12 protein-coding genes are annotated in these 13,382 nt (G+C 51.3%); 5 read left to right on the top strand and 7 right to left on the bottom strand.

Going from position 1 to position 13,382, the window contains the following annotated elements:
- The first annotated feature begins 835 nt into the window (after positions 1-835).
- Complete coding sequence (srfN, locus tag ACLJNW_RS18370; protein WP_024154863.1) at positions 836-1,126, top strand: DUF1471 family virulence protein SrfN; 291 nt, start codon at positions 836-838, stop codon at positions 1,124-1,126.
- Positions 1,127-1,349: 223 nt separating this feature from the next.
- On the opposite strand, the gene ACLJNW_RS18365 is transcribed toward srfN, so the two are convergent.
- From ACLJNW_RS18365 to ACLJNW_RS18335, 7 genes are all read right to left on the bottom strand, one after another.
- Positions 1,350-1,766: a hypothetical protein gene (locus ACLJNW_RS18365; protein ID WP_024154862.1), complete on the bottom strand. Its 417-nt coding sequence runs from the start codon at positions 1,764-1,766 to the stop codon at positions 1,350-1,352.
- 293 nt (positions 1,767-2,059) lie between these two features.
- Positions 2,060-2,290 carry a YgdI/YgdR family lipoprotein gene (locus tag ACLJNW_RS18360; RefSeq protein ID WP_001172089.1) on the bottom strand — a complete coding sequence of 77 codons (231 nt, stop codon included), beginning with the start codon at positions 2,288-2,290 and terminating at the stop codon, positions 2,060-2,062.
- 88 nt (positions 2,291-2,378) lie between these two features.
- Positions 2,379-3,719 carry an MFS transporter gene (locus tag ACLJNW_RS18355; RefSeq protein WP_001187057.1) on the bottom strand — a complete coding sequence of 447 codons (1,341 nt, stop codon included), beginning with the start codon at positions 3,717-3,719 and terminating at the stop codon, positions 2,379-2,381.
- A 146-nt stretch (positions 3,720-3,865) separates the two neighbouring features.
- Complete coding sequence (gene fixX, locus ACLJNW_RS18350) at positions 3,866-4,153, bottom strand: ferredoxin-like protein FixX (RefSeq protein WP_000203736.1); 288 nt, start codon at positions 4,151-4,153, stop codon at positions 3,866-3,868.
- Positions 4,150-5,436, bottom strand: a complete 1,287-nt coding sequence (locus tag ACLJNW_RS18345) for an FAD-dependent oxidoreductase (RefSeq protein ID WP_001287758.1) — start codon at positions 5,434-5,436, stop codon at positions 4,150-4,152. Before ACLJNW_RS18345 ends, fixX begins: the two co-directional genes overlap by 4 nt.
- Before the next feature lie 49 nt (positions 5,437-5,485).
- Positions 5,486-6,427, bottom strand: coding sequence for an electron transfer flavoprotein subunit alpha/FixB family protein (locus tag ACLJNW_RS18340; protein ID WP_023204309.1), 942 nt, complete (start codon positions 6,425-6,427; stop codon positions 5,486-5,488).
- Between the two features lie 15 nt (positions 6,428-6,442).
- The gene (locus ACLJNW_RS18335) at positions 6,443-7,213 is read right to left on the bottom strand and encodes an electron transfer flavoprotein FixA (protein WP_000692190.1); all 771 of its coding nucleotides are present in this window, start codon (positions 7,211-7,213) and stop codon (positions 6,443-6,445) included.
- Positions 7,214-7,693: 480 nt separating this feature from the next.
- On the opposite strand from ACLJNW_RS18335, the gene caiT reads away from it, so the two are divergent.
- The 4 genes from caiT to caiC all read left to right on the top strand — a co-directional run bounded on the left by caiT (position 7,694) and on the right by caiC (position 13,333).
- Positions 7,694-9,211 (top strand): L-carnitine/gamma-butyrobetaine antiporter, encoded by a 1,518-nt coding sequence (caiT, locus tag ACLJNW_RS18330; protein WP_000787073.1) that lies wholly within the window; start codon positions 7,694-7,696, stop codon positions 9,209-9,211.
- Between the two features lie 34 nt (positions 9,212-9,245).
- Positions 9,246-10,388, top strand: coding sequence for a crotonobetainyl-CoA dehydrogenase (gene caiA / locus ACLJNW_RS18325; RefSeq protein WP_024154861.1), 1,143 nt, complete (start codon positions 9,246-9,248; stop codon positions 10,386-10,388).
- Positions 10,389-10,499: 111 nt separating this feature from the next.
- Positions 10,500-11,717: an L-carnitine CoA-transferase gene (caiB, locus tag ACLJNW_RS18320; RefSeq protein ID WP_001016212.1), complete on the top strand. Its 1,218-nt coding sequence runs from the start codon at positions 10,500-10,502 to the stop codon at positions 11,715-11,717.
- Between the two features lie 62 nt (positions 11,718-11,779).
- A complete protein-coding gene (gene caiC, locus ACLJNW_RS18315) occupies positions 11,780-13,333 on the top strand; it encodes a crotonobetaine/carnitine-CoA ligase (RefSeq protein ID WP_024154860.1) in 1,554 nt (517 codons plus the stop codon).
- The last annotated feature ends 49 nt before the right edge of the window (positions 13,334-13,382 follow it).

Genomic DNA, 13,382 nt, shown 5'->3' with positions numbered 1-13,382 from the left:
GATATGTATCAATGCCTTCCGGGTAAGAATATGTGTTATAAATTGATTTGTATTTCAAATTAGAAATATATTAATAAATGAGCATAATTCATTGAAAAATCATTTAGATGAAAAGTTCATTGTTTTTATTTTAGAGATACAACTGCAGACATTACTTCATAAAAAAATACATTATTAAACATACTCTATAGCGCTGTGTTCGTGCCTTTTCCCTTCAGCTACGGTGATTACCCTATGCCGCTACAATAAAATCGCCCCGAAAGAAACACTATCAGTAACAGGCCGCGCAACCATAGACATACAACCGGTAATATCACTCTGGGAAATTAAAACATAACTCAATTCTGTTATGTTGCTTATGAATAAAACTAGCGTATTACCGCGTGATTCAATAAAAATTCCGTCATTACCAGAAATAATATAAAAACTATTATTTACAGTGGGTTAAGTTTCTTTTTAGCTGGTAGTGCATTATTTCACATTGACAACAACATAAAGAGGTGACTATAACAAGATATAAGACGGTCACACCAAATAAGTCTATTTTCAGATAATCAACCGAGGTTATATACCCAAAATAATTCGAGTTGCTTAAAGGCGGCAAGGGAGTGAGTCCCCAGGAGCATAGATAATTATATGACTGGGGTGAGTGACAAATCTGCCGGGAGCAGATTTGAACGTCGCGTGCGACAGTCCGTCAGGGCGAGGCCCATGGATGGGCCGGGTAATCCGTAGCCAACCCATAAGCAACCTGAAGTATGAAGGGGATAAATAATTTCGTTACGGATTACTGATATTGCGCAAACCTTATCATCAATGCAACAGGAACAGAACCATGAAAAAATGCATTATTGCCGCCGCATTACTGGCAACGGTTGCTTCATTCAGCACACTTGCGGCAGAGCAGGTCTCTAAGCAAGAAATCAGCCACTTCAAACTGGTTAAGGTCGGCACCATAAATGTGTCCCAGAGTGGCGGGCAGATTTCCTCACTCTCTGATCTACGCGAAAAACTGTCAGAATTAGCCCATGCGAAAGGCGGAAAATATTATCATATTATCGCTGCACGTGAGCATGGTCCGAATTTTGAAGCCGTTGCCGAAGTTTATAACGATGCGACGAAATAAAGCTCTGATTGCGCCATAACGAGGGCACAGGCATGAAATAATAAGAGAGCGCCAGCAAGGTGCCATGTTACGTCACAATCCACTCAGGGCCGTCTGGAAACAGATGCTGGCCCTCTTTTTTATCAACAGTTCATCCGGGGCAGGCAAGTCGGTAGAATGTATGCGCGCAGGCAGTAAGCCCTTCGTGAATAAGACGGTTTTGCGGGCTGTTTTAAGATGATGTTTAATGCGCTTTTACCTGCCTGAACCAGTAATTTTCCATTTTCGTTATCCATTTCCCCTTTTTATTTTTCGGTATTACGCCAGCCCAAAATAATTGCAGCTGTCGGTTATAGGTTCCGATAGCGTGTCCACCATACGCCCCTTCAAATGCTATCACCATGGGTCCCTGCCCTTTTACCCCCTCTTGTCCTTCATGGCAATAAAGCGCGTTGCGGTGAGTCACGTCAAGTTCATACTGCACGTTCAGTTTCACACATTTTTCCCCGCAGCTTTCTACTGGCGGCGATATTGTCATGGTATAAGGCGGGTTATCTGCCGTGGTTTTCCATGTTCCGATCAGGTCTTTGCAGACGTTTATCTCCGTAGCCCCGGAGGCGGCAGAAAATAGCGCGAGCAAATAAAAAGGTATTGGTTTCATTACAGACTCCTGTTCCTTATACCTCATCATTTATACCTAATCATAAGGATAAATGCCCTGCGATATGTTTTTTTCCGGGAAATGTTGAGCCGCTGTTCAGAGAAATGTCGATGAGTGTAACCTCATGTAAGCGGACAGCGCGGTGGGGAAAGCGGGAACACGGGCGAATGGTCTAACGTATTTCGACGTTTTCCGGCGTCCCTGCCTGTTCAGGCATCCGTTTATTCGCATGGGAATAAATGGATGCGCATAAAGAGAAAATATTATTGCGCGGCTAACCAGAAAAGATTGAATTAATTATCCAGCTCGCTCATATTTTTCAGCTGATCGCGGTTAATCTGTTCGGTTTTCCCGGTGGCGGCGTTTTTGTAAGACACCATACCGGTATCGTTATCGACCTCGGGTTTCCCGTCGGTGACAATAGTTTTGCCATCCGTGGTTTCAACCGCCTGGTTAGAAGAGCATCCTGCGACGGTGAATAGTGTTGCTGCGGTAAACAGTGCGGTCATAAGACGTTTTTGCATGGTGTTCTCCCTGCTTTTCAGTTGTTTTAGCATGTGACTGTTAACTGTAGCGTTATTGGCGAAAAGCAGGGAGAAATGCAGAACACTCTTAACGCGGGTTATCCGATGGCGTTCCGCGCAAAGTCATGTTTCCGGTCTGTGTTAGCGTCAAGCCGCGCGTTTCCGGGGCAAACATCACCGATACGCCAAGCCCGACTAACGAAATCAACGCGCCAATCAGCATGACGTTATTAATACCGTAACGAGTAATAAAAATCGGTAATGCCCAGGTGGAGACAATGGTTCCGATGCGGCTTAACGACATGATAACCCCCACGGCCGAAGCGCGAATATCCGTCGGGAAGAGTTCATTAGGATAAAGCCATTGCAGTATGCCCGGTCCGCCGGAAAAGAAGGCGTATACCGCAAACGCCACCACGACCAGTATGATGCCCAGATTTGACACCAGCCCCAGCAGCGCCAGCGCGATAGTCATCATGGCGAAGCTGCCAATAAGCAGAGGGCGACGGCCAATACTGTTTAGCCAGAACATCGCCGGTATACAGCCCAGCATAAAAAAGAGGCTAATCACCACATTGCCGAGCGCCGCGTTACGCCCCTGTTCCCAGCCGAGTAACCCGACGATCTGCGGCCCAAAGGTATATATAGCGAACATCGGGATTACCTGACAGGTCCAGATAGCCGCAACGAACAGTACAAACGGAAAATGACGGCGGTTAAACAACTGCAGGAAGCGGGTCTCCTGCGGCGGCTCATCGTCAAAGCAGACCGGTTCGCCGAACAGTTTGATCATCATTTGTTCACACTCTTTTACCCGTCCTTTTCGCAATAGCCAGCGTGGCGATTCCGGCAGGTCAAAGCGGCCAATCAAAATGATTAAGCACGGGATAAAGGCGCTGCCAAGCATCCAGCGCCAGCCGCCTTCCATGTCATACAGCCAGTAACCCACCAGGTTGGCGCAGGTCGCGCCGACGTACCACATCGCGGCGATAAAACCGATGGAGAACGCGCGCTGGCGGGTGTTGGAAAACTCCGTAATCATGGAAGTGGCGATAGGGTAATCCGCGCCGATAACAATGCCAATTAAAACGCGCATCACCAGCAATTCAAGCGGCGTGGAAACAAACATGGTCGCCACGGAGATAACGCCGATAGCGATAATATCAAGCAGGAACATTTTACGCCGCCCGACTTTATCGCAAATATAGCCAAACAACGAGGTGCCGATAAACAGTCCGGCAAGCGTAGCCGCGCCGAGCGCGCCAATCCATTCAGCATCAAGGTGCAATAGCGGCGTCAGTTGTTCCAGCGCCACGCCAATGATCACCAGCACGTAGCCATCAAGGAACGGGCCGCCGCTTCCCCACAGCATAATTCTGCGATGAATGGAGGAGAATTTAAGGTCATCAAAGTTCCTGGGCTGCTGCATGGTGATGTCCTGTTTCAACACGGGCAAAGCGCATCTGTAGGCCGGATAAGGCGTTTCCGCCGCCATCCGGCATTGGCGCCACATGATTGCCGGATGGCGACGCTACCGCATCTTATCCGGCCAACGGGGGCACAACTTCGTACTTATTAGCCGTAGCGGAACTCCACGCCAAACGTCCCGCGCGGGTATTCCCATTTTTCCAGCGCCGTATCAAGGCCGAGGATCCGGCACGTTCCGCACTCCAGGCACCCGGCGTAATCAAAACGAACGCTACCGTCGTCCTGCTTTTTATACAGTCCCGCCGGACAGGCCTTAATCAGCACCTCCAGCGCCTGTTTATCAGGATCGGTTTTGAGAATGATGTGCGGGCTGTCTTCATCCACATTGAACTTATTGACGCCCAGTTTGACGTCCACATTGACGGGAGATGTCATAATACGGTCACTCCTTTCAGGCCATCTTTCATCAGGTTGATGAAGCCCACTTTCTTCGCATGGCGCAGGATTTTTTTACGCATCGGCACCGGAGCGGAGCCATCCACGGTGAACAGGTCGCGCGCGATACTGACCGCCATTTCGGGATAAGCGGTAAACATGCGGGGATTATCAAGAAAAGCTGGCAGTTTCTGATACATGCGCATATCGCGCATCGGGCCTTCGTCCAGATGCTGACGGTATTCATCCAGCGACTGCTTGCTAAAATCGTCGCGCTTCATCGCCGAAAGCACCGTCTTCGCCGCCGCTTCGCCTGCGGATATGGCGAGATCCATACCCCGAATGGTAAAGCCGAGGTTCATACACATGCCGGCAGCGTCTCCGGCAATCAGCACGCCATCGCCCACCAGTTCAGGCTGCATATTCATTCCCGCCTCGGGTACAACGTGCGCGGCATATTCCACCAGCTTGCCACCGGCGATCAGCGGCGCAACTGCCGGATGCTGTTTGAAATCTTCCAGCATTTGCGGGACCGATTTTTTCGCGTCTTTCAGATGATGAAGTCCACAGACCAGCCCCAGGGAAAGGGTTGTTTCATTCGTATACAGGAAGCCACCGCCCATCAGACCATCGGTTGGCGCCCCGGCAAACAGACAGGCGGCACCTTCGTTGCCCTGTAACTGGAAACGATCTTCAATGACCGACTTCGGCAATTCGATCAGTTCCTTCACGCCGACAGCAACATGCGATGCCTCAACACGCTTGGCCATGCCCAGCTTTTCAGCCAGCAGAGAATTCACCCCATCAGCGAGGATCACGACTTTGGCTTCCAGAATATCGCCATCGGCTTCCACGCCCACGACTTTGCCATCACGCTGAACGACGTTATCGACGCGAATACCGGTGATCAGTTGCGCCCCCGCCTCTTCGGCCTGCTCCATCAGCCAGGCGTCAAATTTACTGCGCAAAACGGAATAAGAAACTTGCGACGATGCGGCGTCCTCGCCGTTGCAATAATCCATCGTCATCGCCCCTTTGTCGGTCATAAAGGCGAGTTTTTCGTGGGTGATCATGCGTTCAATGGGGGCCTGATCCGCAAAGCCGGGAATGATGCGTTCCAGGCTATGTGCATACAAACGCCCACCGGTGACATTCTTCGCGCCAGCAGAATTGCCGCGCTCGATAACCAGCACCTGTGCACCTTCGCGAGCAAGCACCAGCGCCGCAACCGAACCGGCCAGACCTGCACCCACGATGATGGCATCAAAGATATCTTCGGACATACGTACTCCTGTCAGCGGCAGGATACCTTCGCATCCTGCCCGAAATGGTTTATCGCGCTAAGGCAGCCGTCAACGCAGGCAGGATCTTCAGCGCATCGCCAACGATGCCAAAATCCGCATACTGGAAGATTGGCGCGTTTTTATCTTTGTTGATGGCGAAAATCGTCTGCGCGCCGTTGGCGCCGACCATGTGTTGGATCTGCCCGGAGATCCCCACCGCCAGATACAGTTCAGGTTTGAGCATCAGGTTGGAGATACCGACGTAGCGCTCGTGCTCCATCCACTTCTCGTTTTCCGCTACAGGGCGGGAACAGGCCAGCTCGGCGCCAATCGTCTGGCACAGCGCTTCGGCCAGCGAGATATTCTCTTTGCTGCCGATGCCGCGTCCCACGCTGACCACCAGACGCGCTTTGTCGAGGTCAACGCTGTTGCTCTGACGCGCCTGGGTTGCGGTGCGGGTCACGGCAGTGGCCGGAGCCTGCCACTGCACGGTGTGCATCTCGCCGCTGCGAGAAGCATCCGGTTGTTGTGCGTCAAACGTTCCGCTGCTGAGCGTGATCACGGCAAACGGCGAAGCGATGGTTTCTGCCCCTATCGCCAGACCGCCGTAGACCATATGTTTAACCGCCGCTTTTCCATCCTGCAGGGCGACTTCGCTGGCATCGTTGGAAACCGCAGCCGACAAGCGATAGCCCAGCTTTGCCGCCAACAGCTTGCCCCGACGCGTATTCGGCAGCAGCACCGCGCCGCCCTCGCTATGCTGACGAATAGTCTCAGCCATCGCAGCAGCGTAGTCTTCGATCATGCGGTCTTCTGATTTGCCGCTGAGCAGCCAGACATGATCCGCGCCCAAATGGCATGCTGTCGCGCTGTCCGCTTCGTTCAGTACGAACGCGTTAACTTTTTCACCTACAGCCTGCGCGCCACTCATCAGTTCGGGCAGACGAGAAGGGGTATCGCTGAATACCCAGACACTGGAAAATTTGTTCATAACATCCCCTGATAATTAAATGATTTTGCGCAGATTCTCGACAAACGCGGCGATTTGTTCTTCACCGTCACCTTCAATCACCACACGCTGACGCTCGCGCTGCTTCGGTGCGGCAACCTGTTGTGCGGAATACGTGGGGACGCTGTTCAGCCCGATATCCGCAGGCGACCAGACCTGAACCGGTTTTTTCGCCGCGCCAAGAATGGCTTTCATCGAAGGGATTTGTGGGGTGTTAATGTCGGTGGAAACCGCGATCACCGCCGGGAGCGGGATGCTCAGCGTTTCAACTTCATCTTCCAGTTCGCGTTCTACCGTCAATGTGCTGTCGGTAAGAGAGAGGATTTTACTCACGCCGTTAATCGCCGGAATGTTCAGCGCTTCGCCCACCAGCAAACCAACCTGCTGAGCATAAAGATCGGAAGAACCGTCGCCGCAGATAAGTAGATCGAAACCTGATTTTTGCGCGGCAGCGGCCAGCGCGGTAGCGGTGTGTTGCGGCAGCGCCTGCTCAAATTGATCGTCGATGACCACAATCAGTTCATCAGGGCCACGAGAGAGGACATCTTTGCGCCCTTTTGCATTAGTCAGCGCTTTGCCGCCAACGCTCATGGCGACAACCTGAGCGTCTCCCAACTGCTGTTTTAACTGGCAAGCAGCTTCAATTGCATTCAGATCATATTGGCTGATTTTGCTATCCGCTTTGCTGAAATCGAGTGTTCCGTCAGCATTATTAATCGCAATATCCTGCTCATCAGGTACGCATTTGTAGCAAGTAATTATCTTCATTGCATCTCCAGAAATCATGAAGGAAACGTATTTATATCGGCGGTGTTAAATACAGATATCACGCTCTTTAATTCGGAAATAAAACCTTAATCACCAATATTGAAAATGTCACACATTGATATTCGTAACTTTCAATAGTGTTACGCACCTCACCAATATTGAAAGAAATATGCCAAATATGAAAATTTTCAATATTGTTTGCTGGCTCAACAATATTGAACGTCAGACACTTAAAAAACTTAAAAAATCACAATCAAATAATTGATAAATAAAACAAAAATCAAAATTTAGACACAAAATAATCAACGCAAAAAAGTGTGACAAAGATAACAGAATCACCCGAAGTGAATACCCATCATGAGTTACTCATTGAGGCGTCCCAGAGGTTAAAAACTTATCAACAAATCATTAATAATAAATAAACAAACGTTCATGGACTGGCACGCTAAATAAATTTCGTTTTCACACTGGAATTCACTTATGAAAAATGAAAAGAAAAAATCGGGAATTGAACCGAAGGTTTTTTTTCCGCCATTAATAATTGTCGGGATACTTTGCTGGCTAACAGTCAGAGATCTTGATGCCGCTAACGTCGTTATTAATGCGGTATTCAGTTATGTCACCAACGTCTGGGGTTGGGCATTTGAATGGTATATGGTCGTTATGCTCTTCGGCTGGTTCTGGCTGGTTTTTGGCCCCTATGCCAAAAAGAGATTAGGTGACGAAAAACCGGAGTTTAGCACCGCCAGCTGGATTTTCATGATGTTCGCCTCCTGTACATCCGCTGCGGTTCTGTTCTGGGGCTCTATTGAGATCTACTACTATATCTCCACCCCGCCGTTCGGCCTGGAACCAAATTCCACGGGCGCGAAAGAGATAGGCCTGGCGTACAGCCTGTTCCACTGGGGGCCGCTGCCGTGGGCAACCTATAGCTTCCTTTCCGTGGCCTTCGCCTACTTCTTCTTTGTACGCAAGATGGACGTCATCCGCCCCAGCTCCACGCTGGTACCGCTCGTCGGTGAAAAGCATGCGAAAGGGTTGTTCGGTACCATCGTCGATAACTTCTACCTGGTGGCGCTGATCTTCGCGATGGGCACCAGCCTCGGTCTGGCTACCCCGCTGGTCACCGAGTGTATGCAATGGCTGTTCGGTATTCCGCATACGCTGCAATTGGATGCCATCATCATTACCTGCTGGATCATTCTGAACGCGATTTGCGTGGCCTGCGGCCTGCAAAAAGGGGTCAGAATCGCCAGCGATGTGCGTAGTTACCTGAGCTTCCTGATGCTCGGCTGGGTGTTTATCGTCAGCGGCGCCAGCTTCATCATGAACTACTTCACCGACTCCGTCGGGATGCTGTTAATGCACCTGCCACGGATGCTGTTCTATACCGACGCCATCGGTAAAGGCGGCTTCCCGCAGGGCTGGACCGTTTTCTACTGGGCGTGGTGGGTTATTTACGCCATCCAGATGAGTATCTTCCTGGCCCGTATTTCCCGTGGTCGTACCGTACGTGAGCTGTGCTTCGGGATGGTGATGGGTCTGACCGCGTCTACCTGGATCCTGTGGACTGTCCTTGGCAGTAACACGCTGCTGCTGATGGATAAAAACATCCTCAACATTCCGCAACTGATTGAGCAACACGGCGTGGCGCGCGCCATTATCGAAACCTGGGCCGCCTTGCCGCTCAGCACCGCCACCATGTGGGGCTTCTTCATCCTCTGCTTTATTGCCACCGTCACGCTGATTAACGCCTGCTCTTACACCCTGGCGATGTCGACCTGTCGCGAAGTTCGCGATGGTGAAGAGCCGCCTCTGTTAGTGCGTATCGGCTGGTCAGTGCTGGTCGGCATCATCGGTATCGTTCTGCTGGCGCTGGGTGGGTTGAAGCCGATTCAGACCGCGATTATCGCCGGAGGATGTCCGCTGTTCTTCGTCAACATTATGGTGACGCTGTCCTTTATTAAAGACGCCAAAGTGCACTGGAAAGACAAGTAATTCTTATTAACCCAATTGATCAAGAGGCTGAAAGATGGATTTCAACTTAAATGACGAACAGGAGCTGTTTGTCGCCGGTATTCGCGAACTGATGGCCAGTGAGAACTGGGAAGCTTATTTTGCCGAGTGCGATCGTGACAGCGTCTACCCTGAGCGTTTTGTAAAAGCGCTGGCGGATATGGGTATTGATAGCCTGCTGATCCCGGAAGAACACGGCGGTCTGGAAGCGGGTTTTGTTACCGTCGCCGCCGTCTGGATGGAACTGGGACGTCTTGGCGCGCCAACTTACGTGTTGTACCAATTGCCGGGAGGTTTTAACACTTTCCTGCGTGAAGGGACTCAGGAGCAAATTGATAAAATCATGGCGTTCCGGGGCACCGGTAAGCAGATGTGGAACTCTGCTATCACCGAACCGGGAGCGGGATCGGATGTTGGTAGTCTGAAAACCACTTATACACGCAGAAATGGTAAGGTTTATCTTAATGGCAGTAAGTGCTTTATCACCAGTAGCGCCTATACCCCGTACATCGTGGTCATGGCGAGAGACGGTGCATCGCCGGATAAACCGGTTTACACCGAGTGGTTTGTGGACATGAGCAAAGCAGGTATCAAGGTCAACAAACTGGAGAAACTCGGTCTGCGCATGGATAGCTGCTGTGAAATCACCTTTGACGACGTTGAACTGGACGAAAAAGACATGTTCGGTCGGGAAGGTAACGGCTTCAACCGCGTGAAAGAAGAGTTTGACCATGAGCGCTTCCTCGTCGCGCTGACCAACTACGGTACCGCAATGTGCGCTTTTGAAGACGCTGCGCGTTACGCTAATCAGCGCGTGCAGTTTGGTGAAGCTATTGGCCGTTTCCAGCTGATTCAGGAGAAGTTTGCGCATATGGCGATCAAACTGAACTCCATGAAAAATATGCTGCTGGAAGCCGCGTGGAAAGCAGATAACGGCACTATTACCTCCGGCGACGCGGCCATGTGCAAATACTTCTGCGCCAACGCCGCGTTTGAAGTGGTAGACACCGCCATGCAGGTACTGGGAGGTGTTGGTATCGCGGGCAACCACCGCATCACGCGTTTCTGGCGTGACCTGCGCGTTGACCGTGTTTCTGGTGGTTCTGACGAAATGCAGATCCTGACGTTGGGTCGTGCGGTACTCAAGCAATACCGCTAATCGATCCCTTGTAGGCCTGATAAGACGCGGGGCGTCGCCATCAGGCAATCATGCCGGATGGCGCTGTGCTTATCCGGCCTACATACCGCAAAAAATGCCAGGAGAAAAATGATGAATCATTTACCAATGCCAACCTTTGGCCCGCTTGCTGGGGTACGCGTTGTTTTTTCAGGAATCGAAATCGCCGGTCCATTCGCCGGACAGATGTTCGCCGAATGGGGCGCCGAGGTTATCTGGATTGAAAACGTCGCATGGGCCGATACCATCCGCGTACAGCCTAACTACCCGCAGCTCTCACGCCGCAACCTGCACGCCCTGTCGCTGAATATTTTCAAAGATGAAGGTCGGGAAGCGTTTCTGAAACTGATGGAAACCACCGATATTTTCATTGAAGCCAGTAAAGGCCCGGCCTTTGCCCGCCGTGGTATTACTGATGAAGTGCTGTGGGAGCATAACCCGAAACTAGTGATAGCCCACCTTTCCGGCTTCGGCCAGTATGGTACCGAGGAGTACACCAATCTTCCGGCGTATAACACCATCGCGCAGGCATTCAGTGGTTATCTGATCCAAAACGGCGACGTTGACCAACCGATGCCAGCCTTCCCGTATACCGCCGATTACTTCTCCGGGATGACCGCGACGACAGCCGCGCTGGCAGCCCTGCACAAAGTACGCGAAACGGGTAAAGGTGAAAGCATCGATATCGCCATGTACGAAGTGATGCTGCGCATGGGTCAGTACTTCATGATGGATTACTTCAACGGCGGCGAAATCTGTCCACGTATGACGAAAGGGAAAGACCCCTACTACGCCGGCTGCGGCCTGTATAAATGCGCCGATGGCTACATCGTCATGGAGTTGGTCGGCATCACGCAAATCAACGAGTGTTTTAAAGATATTGGTCTGGCCCATATTCTCGGTACGCCGGAAGTTCCGGAAGGCACGCAGCTCATCCATCGCGTGGAATGCCCTTACGGCCCGCTCGTCGAAGAGAAACTGGACGCCTGGCTGGCAACACACACCATCGCCGACGTTCAGGCGCGTTTTGCTGAGCTGAATATCGCCTGTGCGAAGGTGCTCACCATTCCGGAACTGGAAGGTAACCCGCAGTACGTTGCCCGCGAATCCATTACTCAGTGGCAAACAATGGACGGCCGCACCTGTAAAGGGCCGAACATCATGCCGAAATTTAAAAACAACCCGGGGAAAATCTGGCGTGGCATGCCGTCACACGGCATGGATACCGCCGCCATTCTGAAAAACATTGGTTATAGCGAAGCAGATATTAAGGAACTGGTCGGCAAAGGCCTAGCCAAAGTTGAGGATTAAACGCGATGCGCTAATCGGTTTTCCGGTTAGCGCTCACGCCTGATTTCAGTGGATAAAGCAATATGGATATCGTTGGCGGACAAAACTTACGTCAGATGTGGGACGACCTGGCCGGGGTGTACGGAGATAAAACGGCGTTAATTTTCGAATCCTGTGAGGGAATCGTTCGGCAGTTTAGCTATGCTTCGCTCAATGAAGAGATTAACCGCACGGCGAACCTTTTTTATTCCTTAGGGATCCGCAAGGGTGATAGGGTCGCGCTGCATCTGGATAACTGTCCGGAATTCATCTTTTGCTGGTTTGGACTGGCAAAAATCGGCGCCATTATGGTGCCGATTAATGCCCGCTTACTGGGCGAAGAAAGCGCCTGGATCCTGCAAAACAGCCAGGTGAGTCTGCTGGTTACCAGCGCCCAGTTTTATCCTATGTACCGTGAAATACGCCAGGAAAATAGCACTCCGCTTAATCATATCTGTCTGATTGGCGAGCAGCTTCCGGCTGACGACGGCGTGAGCCACTTTACCCAACTGCAAGCACGTCAATCGGCCACGCTGTGCTATACGCCCGCGTTATCCACTGACGATACGGCGGAAATTCTGTTTACCTCCGGTACCACCTCGCGTCCAAAAGGGGTGGTGATTACCCACTATAACCTGCGCTTTGCAGGCTATTACTCTGCATGGCAAATCGCCCTGCGCGATGATGACGTGTACATGACGGTGATGCCCGCTTTTCATATCGACTGCCAGTGTACCGCCGCAATGCCAGCCTTTTCCGCCGGCAGTACCTTTGTGCTCCTGGAGAAGTACAGCGCCAGGGCCTTCTGGGATCAGGTACGTAAATATCAGGCGACGGTGACCGAGTGCATTCCGATGATGATCCGCACGCTGATGGTCCAGCCCGCCGCGCCAACGGACAGGCAGCATCATCTGCGCGAAGTGATGTTCTATCTCAATCTATCCGCGCAGGAAAAAGACGCCTTTACCGAACGCTTTGGCGTCAGGCTGCTGACCTCTTATGGTATGACTGAAACCATTGTCGGAATTATTGGCGACCGTCCCGGAGACAAACGGCGCTGGCCTTCCATTGGTCGCGTGGGTTTTAGCTATGAAGCTGAAATTCGCGACGATCAAAATCGCCCGCTGCCCGCCGGAGAAATTGGCGAAATCTGTATTAAAGGCATCCCCGGCAAGACTATCTTCAAAGAGTATTACATGCAGCCGGAGGCAACCGCCAGGGCGCTGGAACCAGAGGGCTGGTTACATACCGGTGATTCGGGTTACCAGGATGAGGATGGCTATTTCTATTTTGTCGACAGACGCTGCAACATGATTAAACGCGGCGGGGAAAATGTCTCCTGCGTCGAGCTGGAAAATATTATTTCTGCGCATCCGAAAATTCAGGACATTGTGGTGGTTGGTATTAAAGACGCGATCCGTGATGAGGCCATTAAAGCGTTTATCGTCCTTAATGAAGGTGAAACATTAAGCGAAGCCGAGTTTTTCAGCTTTTGCGAAAACAATATGGCGAAATTCAAGGTTCCCTCTTTTATGGAGATCAGAACCGACCTGCCGCGCAACTGTTCAGGAAAAATAATCAAAAAAAATCTGAAATAAACCTTCCGGCAGGAATCCCTCCCGCCGGGAAACTATTTATCTGGAGATG

The sequence above is a fragment of the Salmonella sp. SAL4457 genome (assembly GCF_046548235.1).
In the GTDB taxonomy this organism is placed as follows: Bacteria; Pseudomonadota; Gammaproteobacteria; order Enterobacterales; family Enterobacteriaceae; genus Salmonella; species Salmonella enterica.
The sequence above is the reverse complement of the archived record's forward strand: the minus strand, read 5'-3'. Positions and strand labels throughout refer to the sequence as shown.

Coding starts and splice junctions, on each gene's coding strand:
- srfN (WP_024154863.1), top strand. CDS start 836: ATGAAAAAATGCATTATTGCCGCCGCATTACTGGCAACGGTTGCTTCA.
- ACLJNW_RS18365 (WP_024154862.1), bottom strand. CDS start 1,766: ATGAAACCAATACCTTTTTATTTGCTCGCGCTATTTTCTGCCGCCTCC.
- ACLJNW_RS18360 (WP_001172089.1), bottom strand. CDS start 2,290: ATGCAAAAACGTCTTATGACCGCACTGTTTACCGCAGCAACACTATTC.
- ACLJNW_RS18355 (WP_001187057.1), bottom strand. CDS start 3,719: ATGCAGCAGCCCAGGAACTTTGATGACCTTAAATTCTCCTCCATTCAT.
- fixX (WP_000203736.1), bottom strand. CDS start 4,153: ATGACATCTCCCGTCAATGTGGACGTCAAACTGGGCGTCAATAAGTTC.
- ACLJNW_RS18345 (WP_001287758.1), bottom strand. CDS start 5,436: ATGTCCGAAGATATCTTTGATGCCATCATCGTGGGTGCAGGTCTGGCC.
- ACLJNW_RS18340 (WP_023204309.1), bottom strand. CDS start 6,427: ATGAACAAATTTTCCAGTGTCTGGGTATTCAGCGATACCCCTTCTCGT.
- ACLJNW_RS18335 (WP_000692190.1), bottom strand. CDS start 7,213: ATGAAGATAATTACTTGCTACAAATGCGTACCTGATGAGCAGGATATT.
- caiT (WP_000787073.1), top strand. CDS start 7,694: ATGAAAAATGAAAAGAAAAAATCGGGAATTGAACCGAAGGTTTTTTTT.
- caiA (WP_024154861.1), top strand. CDS start 9,246: ATGGATTTCAACTTAAATGACGAACAGGAGCTGTTTGTCGCCGGTATT.
- caiB (WP_001016212.1), top strand. CDS start 10,500: ATGAATCATTTACCAATGCCAACCTTTGGCCCGCTTGCTGGGGTACGC.
- caiC (WP_024154860.1), top strand. CDS start 11,780: ATGGATATCGTTGGCGGACAAAACTTACGTCAGATGTGGGACGACCTG.